Annotated in this window: 23 protein-coding genes and 1 tRNA gene; 9 read left to right on the forward strand and 15 right to left on the reverse strand. The window is 59.4% G+C overall.

The window, feature by feature from the left end; all coding sequences use genetic code 11:
* Nucleotides 1-76 precede the first annotated feature (76 nt).
* Nucleotides 77-1,789, reverse strand: a complete 1,713-nt coding sequence (locus CKW21_RS17495) for an amidase (RefSeq protein WP_095195204.1) — start codon at nucleotides 1,787-1,789, stop codon at nucleotides 77-79.
* A 334-nt stretch (nucleotides 1,790-2,123) separates the two neighbouring features.
* Between CKW21_RS17495 and CKW21_RS17500 the strand changes: the two genes are divergently transcribed.
* Nucleotides 2,124-2,198, forward strand: a tRNA-Gln gene (locus CKW21_RS17500).
* Nucleotides 2,199-2,767: 569 nt separating this feature from the next.
* A complete protein-coding gene (locus CKW21_RS17505) occupies nucleotides 2,768-3,868 on the forward strand; it encodes a polyamine ABC transporter substrate-binding protein (RefSeq protein ID WP_095195205.1) in 1,101 nt (366 codons plus the stop codon).
* Nucleotides 3,869-3,996: 128 nt separating this feature from the next.
* Here CKW21_RS17505 and CKW21_RS17510 read toward each other — a convergent pair whose 3' ends face one another.
* The 7 genes from CKW21_RS17510 to CKW21_RS17540 all read right to left on the reverse strand — a co-directional run bounded on the left by CKW21_RS17510 (nucleotide 3,997) and on the right by CKW21_RS17540 (nucleotide 10,991).
* Nucleotides 3,997-6,438: a TonB-dependent receptor gene (locus CKW21_RS17510; protein WP_095195206.1), complete on the reverse strand. Its 2,442-nt coding sequence runs from the start codon at nucleotides 6,436-6,438 to the stop codon at nucleotides 3,997-3,999.
* 88 nt (nucleotides 6,439-6,526) lie between these two features.
* Complete coding sequence (locus tag CKW21_RS17515; RefSeq protein WP_095195207.1) at nucleotides 6,527-7,507, reverse strand: FecR domain-containing protein; 981 nt, start codon at nucleotides 7,505-7,507, stop codon at nucleotides 6,527-6,529.
* The gene (locus CKW21_RS17520) at nucleotides 7,504-8,010 is read right to left on the reverse strand and encodes a sigma-70 family RNA polymerase sigma factor (RefSeq protein WP_095195208.1); all 507 of its coding nucleotides are present in this window, start codon (nucleotides 8,008-8,010) and stop codon (nucleotides 7,504-7,506) included. Before CKW21_RS17520 ends, CKW21_RS17515 begins: the two co-directional genes overlap by 4 nt.
* Nucleotides 8,011-8,236: 226 nt before the next feature.
* Entirely contained in the window at nucleotides 8,237-8,695 is a 459-nt protein-coding gene (locus CKW21_RS17525) for a MarR family winged helix-turn-helix transcriptional regulator (protein ID WP_095195209.1), read from the reverse strand.
* Nucleotides 8,696-8,847: 152 nt separating this feature from the next.
* A complete protein-coding gene (locus CKW21_RS17530) occupies nucleotides 8,848-9,300 on the reverse strand; it encodes an Ohr family peroxiredoxin (RefSeq protein ID WP_095195210.1) in 453 nt (150 codons plus the stop codon).
* Nucleotides 9,301-9,379: 79 nt separating this feature from the next.
* Nucleotides 9,380-9,832 carry an Ohr family peroxiredoxin gene (locus tag CKW21_RS17535; protein ID WP_095195211.1) on the reverse strand — a complete coding sequence of 151 codons (453 nt, stop codon included), beginning with the start codon at nucleotides 9,830-9,832 and terminating at the stop codon, nucleotides 9,380-9,382.
* A 202-nt stretch (nucleotides 9,833-10,034) separates the two neighbouring features.
* Nucleotides 10,035-10,991: a LysR family transcriptional regulator gene (locus CKW21_RS17540; protein ID WP_095195212.1), complete on the reverse strand. Its 957-nt coding sequence runs from the start codon at nucleotides 10,989-10,991 to the stop codon at nucleotides 10,035-10,037.
* 99 nt (nucleotides 10,992-11,090) lie between these two features.
* Between CKW21_RS17540 and CKW21_RS17545 the strand changes: the two genes are divergently transcribed.
* On the forward strand, nucleotides 11,091-11,840 hold the full coding sequence (locus CKW21_RS17545) for an SDR family oxidoreductase (RefSeq protein WP_095195361.1): 750 nt from the start codon (nucleotides 11,091-11,093) through the stop codon (nucleotides 11,838-11,840).
* 8 nt (nucleotides 11,841-11,848) lie between these two features.
* On the opposite strand, the gene CKW21_RS17550 is transcribed toward CKW21_RS17545, so the two are convergent.
* From CKW21_RS17550 to CKW21_RS17560, 3 genes are read right to left on the reverse strand one after another with little or no spacing between them, the layout of a single operon-like run.
* Nucleotides 11,849-12,127 (reverse strand): Rho-binding antiterminator, encoded by a 279-nt coding sequence (locus CKW21_RS17550; RefSeq protein WP_095195213.1) that lies wholly within the window; start codon nucleotides 12,125-12,127, stop codon nucleotides 11,849-11,851.
* 4 nt (nucleotides 12,128-12,131) lie between these two features.
* Nucleotides 12,132-12,392 carry a DUF2024 family protein gene (locus CKW21_RS17555; RefSeq protein WP_095195214.1) on the reverse strand — a complete coding sequence of 87 codons (261 nt, stop codon included), beginning with the start codon at nucleotides 12,390-12,392 and terminating at the stop codon, nucleotides 12,132-12,134.
* A complete protein-coding gene (locus tag CKW21_RS17560) occupies nucleotides 12,392-13,132 on the reverse strand; it encodes a hypothetical protein (protein WP_095195215.1) in 741 nt (246 codons plus the stop codon). Before CKW21_RS17560 ends, CKW21_RS17555 begins: the two co-directional genes overlap by 1 nt.
* Nucleotides 13,133-13,257: 125 nt before the next feature.
* Between CKW21_RS17560 and CKW21_RS17565 the strand changes: the two genes are divergently transcribed.
* The 3 genes from CKW21_RS17565 (at nucleotide 13,258) to CKW21_RS17575 (ending at nucleotide 15,912) form a co-directional block, all read left to right on the forward strand.
* Nucleotides 13,258-13,821, forward strand: coding sequence for a MarR family winged helix-turn-helix transcriptional regulator (locus CKW21_RS17565; protein WP_095195216.1), 564 nt, complete (start codon nucleotides 13,258-13,260; stop codon nucleotides 13,819-13,821).
* Nucleotides 13,822-14,022: 201 nt separating this feature from the next.
* Nucleotides 14,023-15,243, forward strand: coding sequence for a helix-turn-helix domain-containing protein (locus tag CKW21_RS17570; RefSeq protein WP_095195217.1), 1,221 nt, complete (start codon nucleotides 14,023-14,025; stop codon nucleotides 15,241-15,243).
* A 36-nt stretch (nucleotides 15,244-15,279) separates the two neighbouring features.
* Nucleotides 15,280-15,912 carry a PQQ-binding-like beta-propeller repeat protein gene (locus CKW21_RS17575; RefSeq protein WP_095195218.1) on the forward strand — a complete coding sequence of 211 codons (633 nt, stop codon included), beginning with the start codon at nucleotides 15,280-15,282 and terminating at the stop codon, nucleotides 15,910-15,912.
* Nucleotides 15,913-16,174: 262 nt separating this feature from the next.
* On the opposite strand, the gene CKW21_RS17580 is transcribed toward CKW21_RS17575, so the two are convergent.
* Both CKW21_RS17580 and CKW21_RS17585 read right to left on the reverse strand, forming a co-directional pair.
* Nucleotides 16,175-16,561: a cupin domain-containing protein gene (locus CKW21_RS17580; protein WP_095195219.1), complete on the reverse strand. Its 387-nt coding sequence runs from the start codon at nucleotides 16,559-16,561 to the stop codon at nucleotides 16,175-16,177.
* A gap of 97 nt (nucleotides 16,562-16,658) precedes the next feature.
* Complete coding sequence (locus CKW21_RS17585; protein WP_256590271.1) at nucleotides 16,659-17,471, reverse strand: AraC family transcriptional regulator; 813 nt, start codon at nucleotides 17,469-17,471, stop codon at nucleotides 16,659-16,661.
* Between the two features lie 187 nt (nucleotides 17,472-17,658).
* Here CKW21_RS17585 and CKW21_RS17590 point away from each other — a divergent pair, with 187 nt between their 5' ends.
* Entirely contained in the window at nucleotides 17,659-18,576 is a 918-nt protein-coding gene (locus CKW21_RS17590; RefSeq protein ID WP_095195220.1) for a LysR substrate-binding domain-containing protein, read from the forward strand.
* Between the two features lie 116 nt (nucleotides 18,577-18,692).
* Here CKW21_RS17590 and leuD read toward each other — a convergent pair whose 3' ends face one another.
* Entirely contained in the window at nucleotides 18,693-19,301 is a 609-nt protein-coding gene (gene leuD / locus CKW21_RS17595) for a 3-isopropylmalate dehydratase small subunit (RefSeq protein WP_095195221.1), read from the reverse strand.
* A 3-nt stretch (nucleotides 19,302-19,304) separates the two neighbouring features.
* Entirely contained in the window at nucleotides 19,305-20,726 is a 1,422-nt protein-coding gene (gene leuC, locus CKW21_RS17600) for a 3-isopropylmalate dehydratase large subunit (RefSeq protein ID WP_095195222.1), read from the reverse strand.
* A gap of 460 nt (nucleotides 20,727-21,186) precedes the next feature.
* Between leuC and CKW21_RS17605 the strand changes: the two genes are divergently transcribed.
* Both CKW21_RS17605 and CKW21_RS17610 read left to right on the forward strand, forming a co-directional pair.
* Nucleotides 21,187-21,873 carry a GntR family transcriptional regulator gene (locus tag CKW21_RS17605; RefSeq protein ID WP_095195223.1) on the forward strand — a complete coding sequence of 229 codons (687 nt, stop codon included), beginning with the start codon at nucleotides 21,187-21,189 and terminating at the stop codon, nucleotides 21,871-21,873.
* A gap of 184 nt (nucleotides 21,874-22,057) precedes the next feature.
* A complete protein-coding gene (locus tag CKW21_RS17610) occupies nucleotides 22,058-22,909 on the forward strand; it encodes a glycine betaine ABC transporter substrate-binding protein (protein WP_095195224.1) in 852 nt (283 codons plus the stop codon).
* Nucleotides 22,910-22,977 lie beyond the last annotated feature (68 nt).

The following is a 22,977-nucleotide window of genomic DNA, read 5'->3' on the forward strand; positions in this document are numbered from 1 at the left end:
GCGAAAGCGGCGTATCAGACACATCAATATTGGATGTGCCGACACCTTCGCGAGCTGGCTCGCTCCCACAGGTTATTTATTTGCCGGCAGACAGCGGCGGGGTGCGCGGCGGAATCTGGCGCTTGCTGCCGGTCGATTCGAACGCCGCCGCAAAGCGCAGCAGTGCCGAGTCGTCATAGGCCCGGCCGGCAAAGGTCAGCCCGACCGGCATGCCGATGTCCGGCATGACGCCCATGGGCACGGTCACCGTGGGCACGCCCAGGTGGCGGATCGCGAGGTTGCCGTTGGCCACCCAGATACCGTTGCTCCAGGCGATATCCGCGGACGCCGGATTGACATCGGCATCCGCCGGGCCGACGTCGGCCACCGTCGGGAACAGCACCGCGTCCAGGCCCAGCCGATCCATCCATTGCTCGAGATCGATCTTGCGGGTCTTTTCAAGCCCGCGCAGTCCGTCAGGCACTGTGCTGATCCGGCCCCACGGGGTAATACCGCGTTCGGCCATCTTCACGTACTCGTCCATACCGGCCGCCAGGTCGCCCTCGCGGTTGGGCAGGGTTCCCGGGTCGTGGGGGAAAATCAGCGGACCGTTGACGTCCACCAGGCGATTCAACTTCGGATCGCCGTTGGCTTGCAGGAAGTCATCGAAGGCCCATGCCGTCAGGTCCCACAGTTCGTGATGCAAGAACTCCTTGGACACGATCCCGCGGTTGAACACGGTCGGCGCGCCAGGACGATCGCCCTCGCAGTTGGATACCAGCGGGAAATCCACTTCGAGCACTTCGGCACCGGCGGCTTCCAGGGCCTGGCGAGCGGATTGCCAAAGGCCGATCACCGAGTCACGGGTGTTGATGCGCTGACCGGTCGGGCCACCGATACCCGGTGCTTCGCTGGTGCCCGCTTCAGGGTCGGCGTTGATGTACATCTTTGGCACACCGAAGCGCTTGCCAGCGAGGGAATCGGACTTCACGGCCAGTTCCTGATAGGAGGCGGGACGCACCGAAGCAACGCTCGGAATCGGCACCCAGGGTTGCAGGCGCCACAGGTCGCCACGGGTATCCGGGTCCTCGGCCACCACCACGTCGAGAATTTCGAGCAGGTCGGCCATGGTCCTGGCGAACGGCACGACCACGTCCATGGTCGGCGTCAGCGGCCAGTTGCCACGCACCGAGATCACCCCGCGCGAAGGCGTGTAGGCGCACAAACCGTTGTTCGACGCCGGGCCGCGTCCGCTCGACCAGGTTTCTTCGGCCAGGCCGAAGGCGGCGAAACTGGCGGCGGTGGCCGTGCCGGCCCCGTTCGACGAGCCCGAAGCGAACGGAGCCGTGAGGTAGGCAGCGTTGTACGGGCTCTCGGCACGACCGTAGACCCCACGCTGCATGCCGCCATTGGCCATCGGCGGCATGTTGGTCTTGCCCAGGCAGATCGCCCCGGCGCCGCGCAGCCGTTCAATGGTGAACGCATCACGGCAGGCAATCAGGTCCTTGAAGGCGGGGCTGCCTGAAGCGGCGGTCAAGCCTTTGACCAGGTAACTGTCCTTGGCCGTGTAAGGAATGCCATCGAGCGGACCCAGCGTCTGGCCCTTGGCCCGACGGGCATCGGAAGCCTGCGCTTCCTTGAGTGCATCCGGGTTGCGGACTACCACGGCATTGAGCGCGGTCGGGGTAGCGGGGCCGTCGTAGGCGTCGATGCGGGCGAGGTAAGCCTCAACCAGCTCGACAGCCGTGGTTTGACCTGACTCGAGTGCAGTACGCAATTGGGCAATGGAAACTTCGGTGACTTCGATCATGCGGTTACCACCGGCTGCTGATGTGGAATGCGGTGAGTGTTTGCCTCACGGGGAAACTTGAGCACAGGGACATCACTTCTCTGAAAAGGGTTTTCAAGACGGTACGGGTTGCACAGCCTTACGCGGCGGCATCGGGATTTCAACCCTTGGTGTTCTATTTTGCACCAAGCCGTGGCGGACTCGATTAACAAGTAGCTGTTTTAAAAGAAAAATTGTGATCGATGGGGCTTCCCAGTTGAAGTAAAAGTTGGTAAATTTCCGCGCATTCCAGCACAGCCCGTTAAACAGGCGGTGAATCAGGAATCGAGTGCCAGGCACTCATCGCAGTATCTGCAGGGGCGTCGCCAAGCGGTAAGGCAGCAGGTTTTGATCCTGCCATGCGTTGGTTCGAATCCAGCCGCCCCTGCCATCTTCAAGAAACGCCAGTTCCGACAGGGACTGGCGTTTTTTTATGCCCGCATACTTGGCTCGGCATGCCCTCACTCCAGCCATCGTGGTTTAACGGGGCGTCTGGATCAAAAGCAAAAGCGAGGCGGCCTTAAAGCCGACCTGATTTTGGCGGATGTATTCATTTCACTGTGGGAGCGAGCCTGCTCGCGAAGGACGTCAACGATTACGCGCCCTGACTGGATGATCGCGTTGCCTGGACGCTCATCGCGAGCAGGCTCGCTCCCACAGGGGAACACGGGTATCTACAAAAATCAGGTCGGCTTTAAGGCTGCCTCGCTTTGGCTGTGGAGGTGTACGGCTCCTCCAGATCCATCCGGACACGGATATTGGCCATTTCGATCTCCTTTTGGCCTGCCTCACGCTGTGAACCGTCCAGGCTGTCAGCAAGAATCGAAACAGGCCGCTGACTCAGCTGCACCGCCTGAATCCATAACCAGAATCTTGATCATCTTTGCCCTTGGCTATTCTTTAGGCCGCTGCCGTTTACGAAAAACAAAAACCAACGAGCTGACATTGGGGAACTGATCCATGGAAACCATGAAACGCATCCTGGGCGCCACGGTTTGTGGGCTGACGCTGCTGGCCAGCGCGGTGCACGCCGAACAGCGCGAGTTGAGGGTTTATAACTGGGCGGACTACATCCTGCCGTCCGTACCTAAGGATTTCGCTGAGAAGACCGGCATCAAAGTGACCTGGGACACTTTCGACACCAACGAGTCACTGGAAGCCAAGCTGCTGACCGGCAACTCCGGATACGACCTGGTGGTGCCATCGAACCAGTTCATCGAAACCCAGATCAAGGCCGGCGTGTTCCAGAAACTCGACAAGTCGAAGCTGCCCAACTGGCAGCATCAGGACCCGGCACTGCTCAAGCTGCTCGACGCCAACGATCCCGGCAACCAATACGGCGTGCCTTACATGTACGGCACCGTGCTGATCGGCTTCAACCCGGCCAAGGTCAAGGCGGCGCTGGGCGAGAATGCGCCGGTCGATAGCTGGGATCTGGTGTTCAAGCCGGAAAACATGCAGAAGCTCAAGGCCTGTGGCGTGGCGATGCTCGACTCGCCTTCGGAAATCCTGCCGTTGGCCCTGCATTACCTGGGACTGGACCCGAACAGCCAGAAACCGGAGGACTACGAAAAAGCCAAGGCGCTGATGCTGAAGGTTCGCCCTTACGTCACCTACTTCAACTCCGCCAAGTACATGACCGACATCGCCAACGGTGACATTTGCGTGGCCATCGGTTACTCCGGCAGCTTCTACCAGTTCGGCAACCGCGCCAAAGAAGCGGGCAACGGCGTGGTGGTCGACTGGCGCTTGCCGAAGGAGGGCGCACCGATCTGGTTTGACACCTTCGCCATTCCCAAAAGCGCGAAAAACGTTGAAGAGGCCCACGAGTTTCTCAACACCTTGCTCGATCCGAAAGTCATTGCGCCGATCAGCGACTTCCTCGGTTACCCGAATGCCAACAAGGATTCGCTGGCGCTGATCAACAAGGAGATCACCGGTAACCCGAACCTGACACCGACCCCCGAGGCGCTGAAAACCCTGTATGTCGTGCAGCCGTTGCCGCAGAAGATGGAGCGGGTGCGTACGCGGGTCTGGACGGCGATCAAGTCCGATAAATAATTTCGTACTGCACCAAACCCTGTGGGAGCGGGCTTGCCCGCGATGGCTGCGCCACATTCAACTTTGATGTTGTCTGGCACATCGCTTTCGCGAGCAGGCTCGCTCCCACACTGAATGTGCGATCAGCGTCAGAAGGTCGGGGTGTACTTCACGCTGAACATCACATTGCGCGGATCACCGAAGTTGTTGTTGCCATTGGTTTGGCTGTATCCGGCGGTGTAGTAATGCTTGTCGAACAGGTTGTTGGCATTCAATGCCAGTCCGATCTCCGGTGTCAGCTGGTAGCCGACACGGGCACTCCAAACAGTGTAACCCGGTACCTCGAAGCTGTTGTCGTAGGCCAGCGTCTGGCTTTGGGTGGTGAAGCCCAGGCCGGTGCTGACACGGTTCCAGTCGCCACTGAACTGGTAATCGCTCCAGACCCGCAGCATATGTTTAGGCGTCCATGTGCTGAAGACTTTGCCTTCGTTGTCTGGGTCCTTGAGGTACTTGGTCGTGTTGTAGGTGTAACCGGCAAACAGTTGCAGGCCGGTGAGTACTTCGCCGCTGATCTCTGCGTCGATCCCCTGGCTGCGGACTTTCCCCGCTGCCGTCGAGCAGTACCAGCCGTCGCACGCAAAGCCCGAAGCCAGGTCGTTGAGGGCACGGTTTTCCTGGTTATAACGGAACACGGCCAGGGAGGTGTTGACCCGGCCATCCATCAGCTCGCCCTTGAGGCCGACTTCGTAGTTGCTACCGCTTACCGGTTTGAGCACAGAACCGCTCGCGTCGCGCACGGTTTGTGGCTCGAACACATCGGTGTAGCTGGCATAGACCGCCCATTCGCGGTTCAGGTCATAGATGATGCCGGCGTAGGGTGTGACTTCCCCGGTTTCATTCGCGGTGCTTTCAGGGTTGGGGGTGGCAACGTCGCTGAACGCGGCCTGGGTCCACGATTTGTAGCTGTAGTCGTACCAGCTGACCCGTGAACCGAGCACCAATGTCAGCGGTTCGATCGGCTTGACACGCCAGCTGCCATACAGGCCTTTCTGGCGAATGTCGTATTTGCTCGGTGTACCTCGGCCACCGGCGGTATTGATCAAACTGTCGTAGCTGATTTCGGGACGGTTGTGATTAATGCCGAAGAGGGTGTCGGTGCTGTCATTGAAGGTTCGGGCGAAGCGGTCGTCCGACGTCAACTTTTCATAGTTGCCACCCACCATGACTTCATGCTGCATGGACAGGGCGTCGAAGTGGCCGATGAGATTCATGTCCAGACCGATTTTGGTCGAATCGAAATCCGTCACGAAATCGGCGTACTGCACGCCGCTGCCATCGGGTTCCAGGCCATCGTCGATACTTTGCACGCGCTGGTTTTTCGCCTTGTTGTCTTCCGTCATGCGCACTGCGCCGACCTTGAATGCCCAGTCGTCGTTGAAGCGATGCTCCAGATCGGTGTAGACGGTGGTGACATCGATGTCCGAGTGGTTCCAGCGCGCGCCAGTGTAAGTTGAGCGCGACAGGTCGACGGTTTTGCCATTGGCGTAGCGTGGCAAGCCGCGGATCATGGGTCGTGACTCGCCATCGGAGTGGCTGACTGCCAGGCCTAGCGTGGTGTCCTCGCGCAGATCAAAGTCCAGCGCGCCGTAGAGCGAGTGAGTCTTGCTCCACTCATAGTCGATGAAGGAGTCGCTCTGATCTTCGTCGGCCACGAAACGCCCACGTATCGTGCCGCTGTGGTTCAGCGGTCCGCCAGCGTCCAGTTGCAGGCCGTAGTGATCCCAGGAACCGGCCTTGCCGGTGATGGTCACGGTCGGTGTGCTCTGGCCGCGCTTGCGCACCAGGTTGATGGCGCCGCCGGGGCTGCCGGTGCCTTGAAGCAGGCCGGACGCACCACGCAATACTTCCATGCGATCGAAGAAAATCAGGTCCTGGGTGGCCCAGTTGCCCAGTGCATAGGAGTTACGCAGAATCGGCACACCGTCGTACTGCCAGTCATCAATCTGGAAGCCGCGGGAGGTCAGGACCATGCCCTTGCCCACGCCTTGAACGCCGACCAGCCCGGTGGTCTTGTTGGCCGCATCCTTGAGGTCGGTCAGGTCTTGATCGTCCATTTGTTTGCGGGTCATCACGGTGATCGACTGCGGAATTTCCTTGAGCGTGTGGGTGCCCTTGCCGATGGTCACCGCCCGTGCGGCATAGGAACCCGAGCCTTCGGTGGTGGCGTCGGCGCTGCGCTCGACGATGTTGGTCGCGCCCAATTGCAGCGCCGTGCTGCTGCTCGCGGCGGGCTCGACGCTGAAGTTGCCCTGTTCGGTCACTCGCAACTGCAGGCCGCTGCCTGACAGTGCCGTTCGCATGGCCTGCTCAGGTGACATCTGGCCGATGACGGCAGGCGCCTGTTTGCCCTGCACCAGTGATGGCTCCAGCGAGACGATCTGCCCGCTCTGGCTGGCGATCGCGTTCAGCGTGCTGGCCAGGGGGCCGGCGGGCAGATTGAAGGGCAGGGTCTGGGCCTGTACCAGGCCAGGACCTGCCAGGCTTGCCAGGGCAACGGCTACGGAAAGCGAGTGGGACCACGGGTTGAACACAGCATTCTCCTGAAGGTGTAAGTGTCAGGAGATAGGTGGGTTGAGAATTGAAAACCAGACACGAATAAGAGTTATTTTCAAAAAAAAGTTATTGTCTGGATGATTTTTCACGGATCAGCGTCAGCCAAGGGCTGTAGTGGTCCACCCGGATCGGCAGGGTTTCAGCCAGGGCGTTGAAGGCACGGTCGGGCTCGTTGAGCGGAAACACGCCCTGGACCCGCAAGTCGCGAATCTCGGGTGATACGCGGACAAATCCACGGCTGTAGGGCCGCAGGGCGTTGACGACCTTTTCCAGTGGTTCGTCCAGAACGTTGAGTCGTCCGCTGAGCCAGTCGGCACGATAGCGCTGATCACCGGCGACAGGTTCGATGCGCCGCGCGTAGAGCAGGGCGGATTCTCCCTCCCGCACGTTTCGCCGGGTGCCATCGAAGAGACTGGCCTGGACTGAATGCTCCAGCACCACCACGCGACTGGCGTCCTGTTCCTGGGCGACCAGGAAGCGTGTGCCCAACGCCCGCACTTCGCCTTGTGCGGTGCGCACGCGCAAGGGACGCTGAGGATCGGCCGCCACCTGAATGACCAGTTCGCCATGACGCAGGATGATCAACCGCTGTTGGTCGTCGAACTGCAGATCCACCGCACTGTCGGCGTTGAGGCTCAAGCGACTGCCGTCCGCCAGGTTGAACTCCTTGCGCTGCCCGCGCCCGGTGTGCAGATCAGCGAACAAGGAATCGCCCAGCGGGCTGCGCGCACCCAGCCATAATCCGCCACCGATCAGGCCCAGGCCGGCGATCACACGCAGGGCATCACGCCGTGAACGATGAGGCTGCAATAGCAGTTGGCGGGCATGTTCGGTCTGGCCGGGCAAACGTCGATCAAGGGCACGCACCGTATTGAACGAGCCACCCAGACGCTCCTGTAATTGTGCCCAGGCCTGGGCGTGTGCAGGGTCCATGCTCAGCCAGGCATTGAAACGTTCCTGTAGCGCGGCCGTGGGTGTATCGGCGCGCAGGCGCACCATCCAGTCGATGGCCTGCTCGCTGACAGGATCGAGGCGCGGCTTGCTCATGATGCCGACTCGCTCAAATAGCACTGGCGCAACGCTTGTTTCATGTAGCGGCTGACGGTGCGTTCCGACAGGCCCAGCTTGTCTGCGATCGCCACGTAACTCAGACCGTCCAGCTGGCTATAGAGGAAAGTTGCCTTGACCACCATGGGCAAGCCATCCAGCGCGCGGTCAATGGCCACCAGGGCTTCGATCAGCAACAGTTGTTCTTCCGGCGAGGGCGCCAGCATCTCGGGCAGGGTGGACAGACGTTCCAGATAAGCCAGTTCCAGCTTGCGCCGGCGATAGCGGTCGAAAACAAGCCTTCGGGCGATGGTCGAGAGGTAGGCGCGAGGCTGTTCGATGCTGTCGGGATCGACGCGGGCCATCAACATCTGGCAAAAGGTATCGGCGGCGGTGTCCTCGGCGTCCGCGTGATTGTGCAGCCGCCGCTGAATATATTGCAGCAGCCAACGGTGGTGGTCGCTGAAAAAATAGCTCAGCTTGCGGGTCGAAGGAGGTTGCACCGGTCGTCTTTCCAGATGTTAGTGTAAATCGTTCTCAATACTACCTGTGTGATGAGAGGCGCCGCAATCTTTGGCTGCGTGGAATCTGGATGATGCGACGGAGGTGCCTGTAGGAGCAGCCGGTCGACGCTCGATTGCTCGCGATGGTCGTCAACGATAATGCGTGCTAACTGTCTAAACGCGGTGCTTTCGAGTCCATCGCGAGCAAGCTCGCTCCTACAGGTGTTCATTTATCGGCATTCGTCGTGCGAATGAGGTTGTTGCGCAATGCCACGACAGCCTTCTGCATCAGCACGAAGTCATCGGGATCAAGGCCGGTCTGCGGGAAGCCGTCTTCGGTCAGGCCTTCGCGCAGCTTTCGGCCTTCTTTGGTCAGGCTGATGCGCACTTGGCGTTCATCTTCCGGGTCGCGCTGGCGCAGCAGATACCCCATCGCCTCAAGCTTTTTCAGGATCGGCGTCAGGGTGTTGGATTCGAGAAACAGTTTTTCACCGAGGCTGCCAACGGTCTGGTTGTCTTCCTCCCACAGCGCAACCAGGGTGATGTATTGCGTGTAGGTCAGGCCGAGCCGTTCGAGCATCGGCTTGTAGGCCTTGCCGAAGGCGAGGTTGGTGGAATAGACCGCAAAACACAGGAAGTCGGAAAGCTTGAGATCCAGGGCGGATGGCTTGTCGGTGGTTTTCATGGGTGATCTCTTTGGCCGATCTTGACAGGCTGAAACTATACGTCGGATGCGATGGAGTCGGAAGTGCTCGACCCCGTCGGTCGCCTCAAGCCGCGTAAAGGCCGACGGCCGGTTCACCAGGGAAATACCTGGCAAACCGACCGTAGGGTGCGTTACGCGGTGACGACATTCAGGGTGACGTCGATGTTGCCGCGGGTTGCCTTGGAGTACGGGCAGATGGTGTCCGCCTTGTGCGCCAGTTCGGTGGCGACGCCATGGTCCAGGCCAGGTGCACGCAAGGTCAGGCGAGCCTGGAGGAAGTACTCCGCACCGGTCTGACCCAGATCGACTTCGATATCGACCGCCAGATCCGCCGGCAGTGTCACCTTCGCTTGCTGGGCGGCCAGACCCACGGCGGCGATGTAGCAGGCCGACCATGCGCCAGCGAACAGTTGCTCGGCTTTCGGGTGCGGCTGGACGCCGCTGAACACGTGTGCCGGAGTGGCGCTGCCGGGTGACGAAAGTTCGATGTCGAGGCTGCCGTTATGGCCGCGCGAGGTGGTGCCGGCGCTGCTGTGGGTGGTATGGGTTTTGCCGCTGGCCAGTACTTTTTCGATTTTGCTCATGATAATTCCCTCGGGTTAACAGTCTGGATTGTTCGTGTGCGCTTGCATCGCATGCGATATTAATGCCGCAACAAAACATTTACGCCGTGATTACGTTCAGGGCAACGTCGATATTGCCGCGTGTTGCTTTGGAGTAAGGGCAGATGGAATCGGCGATGTGCGCCAACTCGGTCGCGACATCCTGTGCCAGCCCCGGCACACGCAGGGTCAGTCGGGCCTGAAGGAAGTAGGCCGGACCAGTCTGGCCCAGGTCGACTTCGATGTCGACGGCCAGATCAGCTGGCAAGACGATGTTGCGTTCCTGGGCCACCAGACCGACCGCGGCGGTGTAGCAGGCCGACCAGGCACCGGCGAACAGTTGTTCGGCTTTCGGGTGTGGCTGGGTGGCGGCGAACACGTGATCCGGCTTGGCGGAACCGGGCGACGACAGCTCGATGTCGAGGTTGCCGTTATGGCCGCGCAAGGTGTTGTCAGCGCTGCTGAGGGTGGTGTGGGTCTTGCCGGTGGCCAGGACTTTTTCGATCTTGCTCATGGTTGAATCCTCGTTGGTGCAATCAGGTTTGATTTAGTGTCGTGTGCGTTTAGATCGCATCCGATGGAAGTGATACTCCCGCAGAACCCAATCGACGTCAAGGGGTATTTTTATGTCTTGGCGACGAATGGTCGGAGGCGGGTGCGTAACGGCCTGCTGGCGATCCAAATGTGGGAGCGAGCCTGCTCGCGAAAGCGGCAGGTCAGTCAATGGGGAGGTTGGATGTGATGGCCTCTTCGCGAGCAGGCTCGCTCCGACCGGTAATCGGGGAACTCAACCGCTGCAGCTCCCGCTGCACAAAATCGGCAAACAGCTTGATCCGGATCGGCGTCAGCGTGCCAAAAGCGTGCAGCGAATGAATCGCCCGGGTTGGCAGCGGGTGATCGGCCAGTACCTGTCTCAAGGCACCTGAGTCCAGGTCTTGCTGCACCGTGCATTTCATCAGGTAGGCCACCCCCATGCCGCCGAGTACGGCGGCGCGAAGGCCGAACCCCGAGTCCAGGCCAATGCGGCCACGCGGGACCAGGGTTTCACCGTTGGCAAAAACGATGGGCAGGGTCTGGCCGTTCAACTGATAGCGCACGAAGGGCAGGGCACGCAGGGATTCGATGGAGGTCGGATTCCCCCATTCTTCGATGAACGCCGGGGACGCCACCAGCGCCATGTCGAGTTGGGCGAGGGTGCGGCTTTTCAAGTCGCTGTCGGTGAGGGTGCCGACGCGGAAAATCACGTCGTAACCTTCGCGAATCAGCTCCACACGGTGATCGAGCAAGGTCAGGTCCAGCTCCAGGTCGGGGTGATCGGCGAGGAATACCGAGCTGATCCGCGGCATCAGCAATCGCCCGAGTTCGCTGGGCATGCTGACCCGCAGGTGACCGCGCGCATCGCCGCTGTCCCGCAGGGCGTCGGCGGAGTCATCGATGGCTTGCAGTAGCGGTGCGACGCGCTCGAAAAAGGCCTTGCCCTCGGGCGTCAGGCTGAGCATTCGCGTGGAGCGACGGAACAGCTTTGCCTTGAGCTCCGTTTCCAGCCGGGCAATGCTTTTGGAGATGGCCGAAGGTGTGGTCCCGGCGTTGCGCGCGGCAGCGCTGAACGAGCCGGCTTCGACGGCACGGACGAAGGCAATCAGGCTGGCGGATTGATTCAACAGACTCGACATCTTGTGACTCCGCAGCACAACAGATGTGCCTTTTGCTGGACTGGTTGGCTGGATGCGCGCGCCATGATACTGCGCTTCTTCAACAAGCGGAGTCAGCAAATGCAACGTCTTCAAGGTAAGGTCGCGGTGATCACCGGCGGCAACAGCGGTATCGGTTTGGCCTCGGCGTGCCTGTTTGCCAAAGAGGGCGCGCAAGTGATTGTCACGGCCCGTCGGCAATCGGTACTGGACGACGCCGTTCGCCAGATCGGTCATGGCGCCATCGGCATCAAGGGCGATGTCGCCAGTCTTGAGCATCATGCCGAGGTGGCCGCGCAAGTCCGCGAGCGATTCGGGGCGCTGGATATCTACATGGCCAACGCCGGGGTCGTCACCTCGACGCCTTCGCAGCAGGTCACGCCAGAACAGTTCGACGCGCAATTCAACATCAATACCCGTGGCGTGTTCTTCGGCGTGCAATCGATCGTGCCGTTGTTGCGTGACGGCGGCAGCATCATTTTGACCAGCTCCCTGGCCGCAACAAAAGTGTTCGAGGGGCATGCTGTGTATGCAGGGTCCAAAGCGGCCATCGCGGCATTTGCGCGCAATTGGGCGCTGGAACTGCGAGCGCGGCGGATACGCGTCAATGTGCTGAGCCCGGGCCCGGTCGACACGGCGATCATCGGCAAACTGGGGGTTTCAGAGGAACAGCGTCCAGGCTTCATGCAGATGCTGGCGGACATGATTCCCGCCGGTCGCGTGGGTGAGGCCGATGAGTTGGCGCAAGCGGCGCTCTACTTGGCGTCCAGCGACAGCTCATACGTCAACGGCATCGAGTTGCACGTGGACGGTGGCATGTCGCTGGTCTGAGATCGTAGCTAGAAGGTGCAGACAGACTCCGAAAAAACCACCCGCCCGAACTGCGCATTGGCGTCCAGCGGTGTGATGGCCAACAGTTGGTCCAGGCGGACCTCCTGCTGGCCGTCAGCCGTTTCCAGGCAGAGAAATTCTTCCTTGCTGCTGGCGGTTCGGGTGGTCAGCGCCTTGGCTTGCAAGCGCGCGCCATCCTTCAATTCCACATCCAGTCGGTAACCGCGCAGACAGGCGATTTCCAGATAGTCATGCAGGTCGCAGTTCAAGGGCTGATAGGTGTTCATGGCTTTACTCCCGGCAGCCTTGCAGTTTGAGGATGAAGTAACCCTGCTCGGCGATCGCCGCGGCCACTTGTGGATTGGACGGTTCGACGTGGCAGAACTGGCAGCGGTCCTGGGCAATATCCTGATCCTGAACGCCTTGTTCATCAAGGAAACGACGCGCATAGGTTTTCGCCAGTTCGGGATTGTTATCCTCGATCAACACATCGAAGTGCAGGTAGCGGCCGTCTTTGGTGCGTACGTGGGTATCGAAGACCTTGATGCTCATCATTTGCTCTCCTTCAGTTTCCAGGTGCCCGGCAGCGACAGATCGCCCGAGGCAATGTCATAGACGCTGCTGACGCACAGCAACGGGTTGTGCAGGTCGGCATTGACCTTCAGTGCAGCGGTGACGCCGTCGTAATTAAAGCTTTCCGGGAACCCGACCGCCGCCAGCGGCACCCGGATTTTCGCCGCGTTTTTCTCGATGCTCAGATCGTAGCCGGGGGAGTCGATGTAGATGGGCGCACCCGGCCAGGTCGCCGGCAATTTGGGCTTGGCATCCTTGGGAATGTCGCGGACTTTCAAACCGCCAGGCCCGCAGCTTTCATCCTTGGTCAGCACCACCCAGTGGGCGTGCCACAGACCGCCATCGTTGTCTTTCTTGCCGTCCTTGTTTTCATCCAGTTGCGGGGTGTCATCGAAGTCCGGGTGCGATGTCAGCGCCAGGGCGAGGATGCCGGACTGGGCCTCAAAGCCGACGGCGGAACTGTCGAGGCTGGTCGGCCAGACATAGCTGTACACCTCGGCGCCGGCGAACGAGCCTTTGGCAGTCGGCACGCGACTGCCGGCCTTGCCGTCGACCAGTTGCTCGAACACCAGGTCGTTGCCTTCCTTGGAGACTCGGGTATTGACCAGGTCGAACGCTGCGTCGGTCTTGCCTTTGTCGCTTTGGATGCCTTGCGAATCATGAGCCCAGGCTTGTGACGCCAGCAGGGCGCCAAGGCTCAATGCCAGTGCGGTTTTCATGGGTGCCTCCCTTTCAAATTTGGCTGGATAACTGTTTCGAATCGACACCATAAAGCCTACGGCAAGGCATGCTTTTGTCAATATGGTTTTTATCCGATACTATTTATCAACATTTTTAATCAGGAATGGCCCCCGTGTTGTTTGATCTGCTGGAAAGGTTGTCGAGCCTGACGCGCGTCTGGTTTCGCGAGCACCCGCTACTGACGGACCTGCAACCGATTCAGTTGAGTGCGCTGATGTACCTGGGCCGCTGCAATCGCTACTCCGATACACCCTTGGCGGTGACCGAGTATCTGGGGCTGACCAAAGGTACGGTGTCGCAATCGCTCAAGGCCCTGGAAAGCAAAGGTCTGTTGATCAAGCGGCCGGATGCCCGGGACAAACGCAGCGTGCACCTGATGCTGACGCCACCGGCCCAGGCGTTGCTGGACGCCGTGACGCCACCGGATTTTCTGGTGGCCGCCGCCGGGCGCATGGGGGCTGATGCGGTGGTGCTGGAAGGGTTGTTGCTGGAGCTGCTGCGCAATATTCAACAGGGGGAAGACGTGCCGGGCTTCGGCTTATGCCGAACCTGCCGTTTCCATCAGACCGTGGCGGGCGGGGCGTTTTGTGGATTGACCCAGGAGTCGCTGGAGCCACGGGAAATCGAGCTGATTTGTCGGGAGCATCAAACTCCTGATCCCGCGTAAGCAGTAAGAATTTCCGCTGTTTTCAATGGCCTCTTCGCGGGCAAGCCCGCTCCCACAGGTTATGTGTCGACCACAAAATTTGTGAACGGAAAAAACTGTGGGAGCTGGCTTGCCAGCGATGGGGTCAGCACAAGCACAGAAAGTCTGAGATAGACTCACAGCGACTATTCGACTCTGGAGCGTCGCCATGGCAAGCCTGCAATGGACTCGCTGATCACCGCCGCCGCCCAGGCGCTGGCCGCCGGTGATCCCCTTGGCGCGCTCGATCGGATTGCCTTGCGCGAAGACGCCCCCGCGCTGGCGCTGCGCGGGATCGCCATGGCGCAACTGGGGGATCTGGTGCGGGCCAAGGTGCTGGTGCGCCGGGCCGCGCGGGCGTTCGGGCCGAAAGAGGCGGTAGCCCGGGCGCGATGCGTTGTCGCCGAAGCCGAAATCGCATTGGCGTCCCGGGACCTTGGCTGGCCCGTGAAAGCACTCGATGCCGCGCGGCTCACGCTGGAGGCTCATGACGACTGGGTCAACGCTGCCCATGCGCGGTATCTGGAGATCCGCCGCCTGGTGCTCATCGGGCAGCTGGATGAGGCGCAGGAAAAACTCACCCGACTTGACCCCGCCACCCTGCCGCCACCCTTGCGAGCCACCCATGAACTGGTGACAGCAGGGATCGCCATGCGGCACCTGCATTCACACACGGCGCGTGCGGCCCTCGTCAGGGCTGAACTCGCCGCGCGGCAATCCGCCATCCCGGCGCTGGAGGCGGAAGTCGCCAGTGCCGTTCGGCTGCTCGACAGTCCCGCCGCACGCTTGCTGGCCCAGGGTGAAGAACGGACATTGTTGCTCGACGAAGTAGAAGCGCTTCTCGCCTCGACATCGCTGGTGGTGGACGCCTGTCGATACGTTGTGCGTGGCGCGGGCATGTCGGTGTCGTTATCGACGCGGCCGATCCTGTTCACCCTCGCGCGAACATTGGCCGAAGCCTGGCCGGACGATGTGCCGCGGGAAATCCTGATCACCCGGGCTTTTCACCTGAAACTCAGCGATGAATCCCATCGCGCCCGGTTGCGGGTCGAAATCGGTCGACTGCGTGCGGCGCTCAAACCCCTGGCCGGTGTGATTGCCACCAAACGCGGCTTTGCACTGGTCCCACAGGTTTCAGCCGAGGTTGTGCTGCTCATACCACCGGTTGAGGAAAAACATGCAGCGCTGTTCGCCTTGCTCAACGACGGTGAAGCATGGTCGAGCTCGGCGCTGTCGCTGGCGTTGGGTATCAGTCAGCGCACTGCGCAGCGCATGCTCGATACGTTGGCAGAGGCGGGCAAGGTGCAGTCGTTCGGGCAGGGACGGGCACGACGCTGGCTGACCCCGCCGGTGCCGGGTTTCGCGACGACCTTGTTACTCCCGGTTCCGCTGCCCGGTGGCTAGGATGAACGCCACCAACCCCTTTCGAGGAACCGCGAAATGAAACAGTCAGCAGCCGAAATTCTCCGCGAGTATGGCCCCTTTGAAGGCGTCGAAACCGTGCACGGCCTTACCTGGGACGGGCACCAGGTATGGTTCGCCGCCACCGACAAGCTCCAGGCCCTGGACCCCGACAGCGGCCGCACGTTGCGCTCGATCGATGTCGCCGCCCACGCCGGCACTGCCTTCGATGGCAAGCATCTGTACCAGATCGCAGAGGACCGTATCCAGAAAATTGACCCCCAGACCGGCCGCGTACTCTCCACCATCCCGGCTCCCGGTGGTGGCAACGATTCGGGCCTGACCTGGGCCGAAGGCACGCTCTGGGTCGGGCAGTACCGCGAACGCAAAATCCACCAGATCGACCCCGAGAGTGGCGCGATCCTGCGCACCCTCGAATCCAACCGCTTTGTCACCGGTGTGACCTGGGTCGAGGGTGCGCTGTGGCATGGCACGTGGGAAGGCGATGAAGGCGAACTGCGCCGGATCGATTCGAACACCGGCGAGGTGCTGGAAAGCCTGAAGATGCCGGCCGGTATCGGCGTTTCGGGGCTTGAGTCTGATGGTGGCGAGCGGTTTTTCTGTGGCGGTGGCAACAGTGGGCGGGTGAGGGTGGTGCGTCGTCCCTCATAACGCACCTGGCGGTGGTTGGATGTTTAACAACGTCCAACCATCAGGCGATTCTTCCGCCATGGCTCCAAGAGGTTTCCCGCCTGCACACAGGAACTGTCCGGTTTTAGCAAGGAAAGGGGACAGATCTATTTATGCCGGACTCACCGCGCGAATGCGGGACAAATCTGCTTTGCGATTAAATAGATCTGTCCTCTTTTTTCTTTTTTTACTGGGACAAACCACGTTTTTTCCTGGATGAAAAACATGGCCTGTCCCACCTGTCCTAAATCCAGATGTCATTCTCTGCGGTTTTATCTCCTGCCTCATCGCCTGTATTCAATACACCGCTAGGCTCGATCAGCAACAACTTCACCTCGCGTTCCGCGTACGGTTTGTGCTCTGTGCCCTTAGGCACTACATACATTTCACCTTGCTCGATCAGCACCGCTCCATCCCTGAAATCAATGCGAAGCTGTCCTTCCAATACGATAAAAGCTTCATCCGTGTCAGCATGGCAATGCCAGATGAAATCTCCTTCGAGCTTCACAATTTTGAACTGGTAGTCGTTCATTTTTGCGATGACTTTGGGTGCCCATTGTTCACTGAAGAGGGCGTATTTCTTCGAGAAGTTGATTGCAGAGTAGTGCGCCACAACGGATGTATCAGGCATTTGAGTCTCTCAAGTTATCAAGAAATCGAAACCTGACCTTAAGCGGGAAGCGAAGCGGCGTATTGCACGATTGTGCAGGTCAAGGACGGCAGTCTGGTCAAAACTGTTTCAGACGCGTCAGCCAGCGTCCAGGCGGCACGCCATAGGTCTGGATAAACTGACGAGTCAAATGGCTTTGGTCGAAGAATCCCGTCGATAGGGCTGTTTCTGCCAACGGATAGCCCGACTTCAGCAGGACCCTGGCGAGATCAAGTCGTCGCTGAGTCATGTACCGATAGGGGCTCGTACCGTACAGCGCACGGAAGTCTCTGCTGAGGCTCCACCGATCCCGACCACTCGCCTGTGACAGTTCATCCAGTGTTACCACACGATCCAGCGCAGAATGAATAAACGCCCGTGCCCGCTCCGCAGCGACAAAGTCCAGTGCCTTGCGGGCCACCCTCCGCCCTGATACCTGATCCAGCGCCTGCGCCAGGTCATAAAGCACGTCGTCTTCCTCAAGCGGCTCCATCGCGGAGTCCAGGTTGCACAACAACGCCCGAGTAGCGCGATACAAACGAGGGTCATCAGATAACCCCCCTTCAATAAACGGCAGCGGCTTGCCACCCAATATCTGCTGAATCAAAGCGGGCTGGATGTACACCATCCGATAACGAAACCCTTCCTCAGTACCTGCTTGACCGTCATGCACCTCATCAGGATGCAGCACCAGGATATTGCCAGGCAGACTGTGACGTTGGCAGCGACGGTACTGGAAGCTTTGCACGCCGGACAGGGTTGTGCCGATGGCATAAGTGTCGTGACGGTGGGGGGTGAAGCCATGCCCGTTAAAGAAAGCTTCGATGCGTTCCATTTTTTGGAGTTCGGGCGAGTATTTGACCCAGTCGCCAGCAGGAATGTGATCCGACATAGTGCAGCACCAAGGCGATGATGGTTACACAGTACCAGACTCCACAAATGCCTTCAGGCACTCGGGTTCAGACCAATGACCGCAACAACACCGTCGTCAGCATCACCACGCCAGGAGTGAGTTGCTAGCCCATGGATCGATGTTATCCTTCGCAAATAGCGTGATAAACAGTGTAAGTATGAGGCGTATGAACACGAATCGTGATCAATTTCCTTTGCCTGAAGACCTCAAGGTTTTCCTCACCGTGGTGCGTAAAAATGGCTTCGCCAGCGCCGCTGAAGAGCTGGGCTACTCGCCGGCCTACATCAGCAAACGCATTTCCGTGCTGGAAACCACGCTGTCGACACGGCTGTTGCACCGCACCACCCGGCGTATTGCACTGACCGACGACGGCGAACGGGTGCGGGTGTGGGCCGAGAAACTGCTGGGCGACTTTGACGATTTTGTCGGTGAAATTTCCGAGGCCCGGCAGCAGCCCATGGGCTCGTTGCACATCTGCAGCAGCTTTGGTTTTGGCCGTAATCATGTCGCCCCGGCCATCTGCAAGTTGTCGCAGACCTACCCGAAACTGGAGATTCGCCTCGATGTGTTCGATCGGGTGGTGGATATCGTTGGCGAGGGGTTCGACCTGGAGATTCGTGTCGGCGATGACCTGCCGGGTCAGCACCTGGGTCGCAAGCTGGTGAGCAATCGGCGCGTGCTGTGTGCGACGCCGGAGTATCTGGCGCGGCGCGGAATGCCACACTCGCTGGCGGACTTGAAAGACCATGATTGCCTGGTGTTGAAAGAGCGCAACTATGCTTTCGGCGTGTGGAACCTGACCCGGAATGGGCAAGAGGAATCGGTGCGTGTCAGCGGCCCGTTGTCCTCCAACAGCGGCGAGATCGTTCTGGAGTGGGCCTTGAGCGGCGGCGGGATCCTGCTGCGTTCGATGTGGGACGTCAAACCGATGCTGGAGCAGGGGCGACTGGTGCAAGTGCTGCATGACTACACCCAGAGCGCCAATGTCTGGGCGGTCTATCCGACCCGGCTTAGCCAGTCGGCGAAATTGCGGGTTTGCGTCGAGTTTCTGGAAGATTACTTTCGCGATCTGTCAGTCGAATGAATAGCCCTCTGTGGGAGCGAGCCTGCTCGCGAAAGCGGTGTATCAGGCGGCATTAACGTCGACTGATACAGCCTGTTCGCGAGCAGGCTCGCTCCCACAGGTACAGCGTACTTCCGTCAGGCTAGCCAGGGGTTGTCCGCCAGATGCTGCACCTCAAAACGGCGAATCTGCTCGGCACGCTGCAGCGTCGTGCCGATGGCATCCAACCCCGATAGCAGCGATTGCTTGCGCAGCTGATCAATCTCGAACGGGATCACGCTGCTGTCAGCCAGCGCGATGGTTTGCTCCGGCAGGTTGACGCTGATCCGCGCCGTCGCTGCGACGCTGGTCACCTCGGCAATCTGCTTCAGTTGAGCCTCGCAAAGCTGGATCGCCAACACCCCGTTGCGCTGGCAGTTGTCATAGAAAATTCCGGCGAAACTCGTGCCGATCAAGGCCCGGATGCCCACTTGCTTCAAGCCCCAGACTGCGTGCTCGCGACTGGAGCCGCAGCCGAAGTTGGGGCCGACGACCAGAAAGGCTGCATCGTTCCAGGCGGGTTGGTTGAGGATGAACTCAGGATTGGGCTCGCCCGATTGCAGGAAGCGCAGATCGAAGAACAATCCCTGGTCCAGCCCCTGGCGATCGATGCCCTTGAGAAACTGCTTGGGCATGATCACATCGGTGTCGATGTTGGCTGCCAGCAGTGGCGCGGCACTGCCGCTGACCGTAGTGAAAGGTTGCATGGTTCAAGCCTCCAGAGCGAATGAGCGGACGTCGGTCAAATGCCCGGTGATCGCGGCGGCCGCGACCATCGCCGGGCTCATCAGGTGCGTGCGCGCACCGGCACCCTGACGGCCTTCAAAGTTGCGATTGGTACTGGAGGCGCAGCGGTCGCCCGGCGCGAGTACATCGTCATTCATGGCCAGGCACATCGAGCAACCGGATTGCCGCCACTCGAAACCGGCATCGAGGAAGACCTGCGCCAGCCCCTCGCTTTCAGCCTGATTGCGAACCAGTGTCGAGCCGGGAACGATCATCGCCCGTACATGAGCGGCCACGCGTTTGCCACGTACGACACGGGCGACGTCACGCAGATCCTCGATGCGCGCGTTGGTGCAGGAACCGATGAAGGCATGGCTGATCATCACGTCGGTCAGGGGCATGCCGGGCTTCAGGCCCATGTAGTCGAGGGCGCGCTGTATGCCCTGGCGCAGGATCAGGTCCGGCTGGCTGGCGGGGTCCGGGACACGGCTACCGACCGGTGCGGCCTGATCGGGGCTGGTGCCCCAGGTGACCATGGGCTCCAAGGCACTGACATCAAGGGTCACCTCGCGATCGAACAGGGCGCCTTCATCACTATGAAGACCTCTCCATGTGGCGACAGCCTGTTCCCACAACTCGTCCCGGGGCGCGCGTGGTTTGTTTTGCAGGTAGGCAAACACCTTGTCATCCGGCGCCATGAACGCACCCCGGGCGCCAGCCTCGACGGCCATGTTGCAAATGGTCATGCGCGCTTCCACGCTGAGTTCGGCGATCGCTGGACCTGCGAATTCAATCGCATAACCCGTGGCCCCCGAGGCTCCGATTTTTTCGATCAGGGCCATGATGATGTCCTTGGACGTCAGCCCGCTGCCGAGCAAGCCGTTGACTGTCACGCGCATCGTCTTCAGGCGTTTGTAGACCAGGGTTTGCGAGGCCAGCAGGTGTTCGATTTCAGAGGTGCCGATACCAAACCCGAACGCACCCAGGGCGCCGTAGGTGGTGGTGTGGCTGTCGCCGGCAGCGACGACCATGCCTGGCAGGATAAAACCTTGTTCCGGGGCCACCACATGTTCGATCCCCTGGCGTTTATCCAGCACGTCGAACAACTCGATGCCGAAATCACGGCAGTTTTCTTCGAAGTACGAAACCTGACGTGCACCCCCGGCATCCGCCATCGTGGCAATGCGTGTCGGGGTCGTGGGGTTCACATGGTCGACCACGGCCAGCGTCGCGCCCGGACGCCAGACGCAGCGCCCCGACTCGCGCAGACCGCTGAAGGCCTGCGGACTGGTGTATTCGTTGGCGACCTGGCGATCGACGTACAACAGCACATGGCCCTGGTCGTCGAGTTCGCAAACGGTGTGACTGTCGATGTGCTTCTGGTAGAGCGTTCTTGGACGGGTCATGGAATGGGCTCGTTAATCGGTCTTGTGCGAGATCACGGGTTCTGACGCATGGATAGAATATTCGTCGCGGATCTTGCATCAAGGGTCATAAAGTGAATGCTTTGCGCACGATTTGTGAATAATCGCCAAGTCACTCACGCGACCATCCATGGCCGGAAATGGAGTTGGCGGTCCCGAGCATGTCGCACAGCGGCAACCCATTGCGTGGACTGGATCAATACCGGCCATTCAGGCCATTCAATTCGCGACAGAAAACATTCCTGTTAACGACCACCTCAATTCACGCACGTAAATCCAAGCCCCTGTTTTTCAAGGGTTTGAGCGATTTTGCACGTGTGTTCTTACAGTATTTTCTGTGTATACATAAAAAATACAAAGCATTGACGGTACCCGAAACCCGTGCGAATCTGATTTCAACACGATGACATAAGCGCTGATTTGCCTGCCCTGGAGGTCTTTTGTGAAAAACGGCAAGAGCACTCTTTACGACGACCTCAAGCGTCAGATCCTCACCATGGAACTGGACCCAGACGAGGCGCTGGACGAGGTGGCGATCAGCGAACGCTACGGTCTCTCACGCACCCCGGTGCGCGAGGTGTTCCGGCGCCTGGCCGGTGAGGGCTACATCGATATCCGGGAAAACCGGGGCGCGCGGGTGATTCCGATGAACCATTCGACGTTGCGCAACTTCTTCCTGGTCGCACCGATGGTCTACGCGGCGATCGGTCGCCTGGCAGTGCAAAACTTCAAGGCCCACCAACTGGTCGACCTCAAGGAAACCCAGCGCCGTTTCCGCGCTGCGACGGTGTCCCGCGATGCGCTGATGATGGTGGTGGAGAACAATCGCTTTCACGCGATCATGGGTGAAATGGCCGGTAATCAGTATCTGGAACCCAGCCTGGAGCGATTGCTGATTGATCACGCACGCATCGGCCATACATTTTTCCGTCCTCGCGACGAGGACACGGAACGACGCCTTGAACTTTCAGCCGAGCATCACGATTCATTTATTGTCGCTATCGAAAATCGTGACGAGAGCGCCGTGGTGGATCTGGTGTTTGAACATTGGGAGCTTTCCCGCGAAAACATGGAAATGTTTATAGCGCCTCAAGGGATGAAAGCGGACCTTCCGTTTGCATTTAAATAATATTGATCCCGGCCCGATCAATAAAAATTTCTGCCCCCGCGGCAGACTGCATTGAGTGTCAATTCAAGTGTGAGTTGACAGGCAATAAACGCTGAACCGGATGGTGGACTTAAGGTTTCACACCACGGGCTTCTATTGTTTAGAGGCTGATAAAAACAGATTTCATCGAAGATCGAGGAACGCCATGAACAAGTTTTTTAAGGCAGTCTGCGCGGTCGCGCTTATGGGCATGGCAATACTGCCTGTTCACGCGGAAGAAAAGACCATTACGGTGGGTACTTTGTCATGGGAGGATTTGACGCCCATTACCGGTATTACCAAAAAAGTACTTGAAGACTCCGGTTATACCGTAAAAGTTATCGAGTTCTCCGAGTGGGGCATCGCCTACGCGGCGCTGACCAAAGGCGATATCCAGGTGCTGGCTTCGCAGACCGACTATGCGGCGCACGATTACTGGAACAAGAACAAGAACCGCCTGGAAAAACTGTCGCCGGTGTCCTACGGCCTCTATCAGGCCATTGCGGTGCCCAAGTACGTCGACATCGACTCGCTCGAACAGCTCAATGACAACGCCGACAAGTTCGGCGGGAAAATCATCGGTATCGAACCGGGCTCGGGCCTGATGAGTGATGCCACCAAGGCGGTCAAGGACTACGGCATCAAGCTGCAACTGCTTGAAGGCAGTACCGCGGCCATGACTGCAGCATTGAAGTCGGCGGTCGATCGTAAAGAGTGGGTGGCGGTGACTGTCTGGGAGCCGTCCTGGATGGCGCAGAAGTTTGATCTGAAGTTCCTCAAGGATCCAAAAGGCGTATTTCCGCCGCCACAAGGTTACTACTGGATCGGACATAAGGGTTTTACCCAGGAATACCCGCATGCCCGTGAAGTCATTGCCAGTGTTTATGTTCCACTGGGCGATATCACAAATATAAATGGCCAGGTTAAAGACGGAAAAAGCATGGAACAGGCGGTAAACGACTGGACTACCAAAAATGCTGACCTGTTGAAGCGTTGGGAAAATATCAAGAAGCCATAATCATGTAGGAGCGAGCTTGCTCGCGATGGAATTAAGGGCGACGCGTTCAGTCAGACGCCCCTCGTTAT

Source organism: Pseudomonas sp. Irchel 3A7 (genome assembly GCF_900187565.1).
GTDB lineage: Bacteria > Pseudomonadota > Gammaproteobacteria > Pseudomonadales > Pseudomonadaceae > Aquipseudomonas.

Coding starts and splice junctions, on each gene's coding strand:
- CKW21_RS17565 (WP_095195216.1), top strand. CDS start 13,258: ATGGCCCCCGTGTTGTTTGATCTGCTGGAAAGGTTGTCGAGCCTGACG.
- leuC (WP_095195222.1), bottom strand. CDS start 20,726: ATGACCCGTCCAAGAACGCTCTACCAGAAGCACATCGACAGTCACACC.
- CKW21_RS17505 (WP_095195205.1), top strand. CDS start 2,768: ATGGAAACCATGAAACGCATCCTGGGCGCCACGGTTTGTGGGCTGACG.
- CKW21_RS17540 (WP_095195212.1), bottom strand. CDS start 10,991: ATGTCGAGTCTGTTGAATCAATCCGCCAGCCTGATTGCCTTCGTCCGT.
- CKW21_RS17530 (WP_095195210.1), bottom strand. CDS start 9,300: ATGAGCAAAATCGAAAAAGTACTGGCCAGCGGCAAAACCCATACCACC.
- CKW21_RS17610 (WP_095195224.1), top strand. CDS start 22,058: ATGAACAAGTTTTTTAAGGCAGTCTGCGCGGTCGCGCTTATGGGCATG.
- CKW21_RS17555 (WP_095195214.1), bottom strand. CDS start 12,392: ATGAGCATCAAGGTCTTCGATACCCACGTACGCACCAAAGACGGCCGC.
- CKW21_RS17575 (WP_095195218.1), top strand. CDS start 15,280: ATGAAACAGTCAGCAGCCGAAATTCTCCGCGAGTATGGCCCCTTTGAA.
- CKW21_RS17570 (WP_095195217.1), top strand. CDS start 14,023: ATGGACTCGCTGATCACCGCCGCCGCCCAGGCGCTGGCCGCCGGTGAT.
- CKW21_RS17560 (WP_095195215.1), bottom strand. CDS start 13,132: ATGAAAACCGCACTGGCATTGAGCCTTGGCGCCCTGCTGGCGTCACAA.
- CKW21_RS17515 (WP_095195207.1), bottom strand. CDS start 7,507: ATGAGCAAGCCGCGCCTCGATCCTGTCAGCGAGCAGGCCATCGACTGG.
- CKW21_RS17580 (WP_095195219.1), bottom strand. CDS start 16,561: ATGCCTGATACATCCGTTGTGGCGCACTACTCTGCAATCAACTTCTCG.
- CKW21_RS17495 (WP_095195204.1), bottom strand. CDS start 1,789: ATGATCGAAGTCACCGAAGTTTCCATTGCCCAATTGCGTACTGCACTC.
- leuD (WP_095195221.1), bottom strand. CDS start 19,301: ATGCAACCTTTCACTACGGTCAGCGGCAGTGCCGCGCCACTGCTGGCA.
- CKW21_RS17550 (WP_095195213.1), bottom strand. CDS start 12,127: ATGAACACCTATCAGCCCTTGAACTGCGACCTGCATGACTATCTGGAA.
- CKW21_RS17535 (WP_095195211.1), bottom strand. CDS start 9,832: ATGAGCAAGATCGAAAAAGTCCTGGCCACCGGCAAGACCCACACCACC.
- CKW21_RS17525 (WP_095195209.1), bottom strand. CDS start 8,695: ATGAAAACCACCGACAAGCCATCCGCCCTGGATCTCAAGCTTTCCGAC.
- CKW21_RS17545 (WP_095195361.1), top strand. CDS start 11,091: ATGCAACGTCTTCAAGGTAAGGTCGCGGTGATCACCGGCGGCAACAGC.
- CKW21_RS17585 (WP_256590271.1), bottom strand. CDS start 17,471: ATGTCGGATCACATTCCTGCTGGCGACTGGGTCAAATACTCGCCCGAA.
- CKW21_RS17590 (WP_095195220.1), top strand. CDS start 17,659: ATGAACACGAATCGTGATCAATTTCCTTTGCCTGAAGACCTCAAGGTT.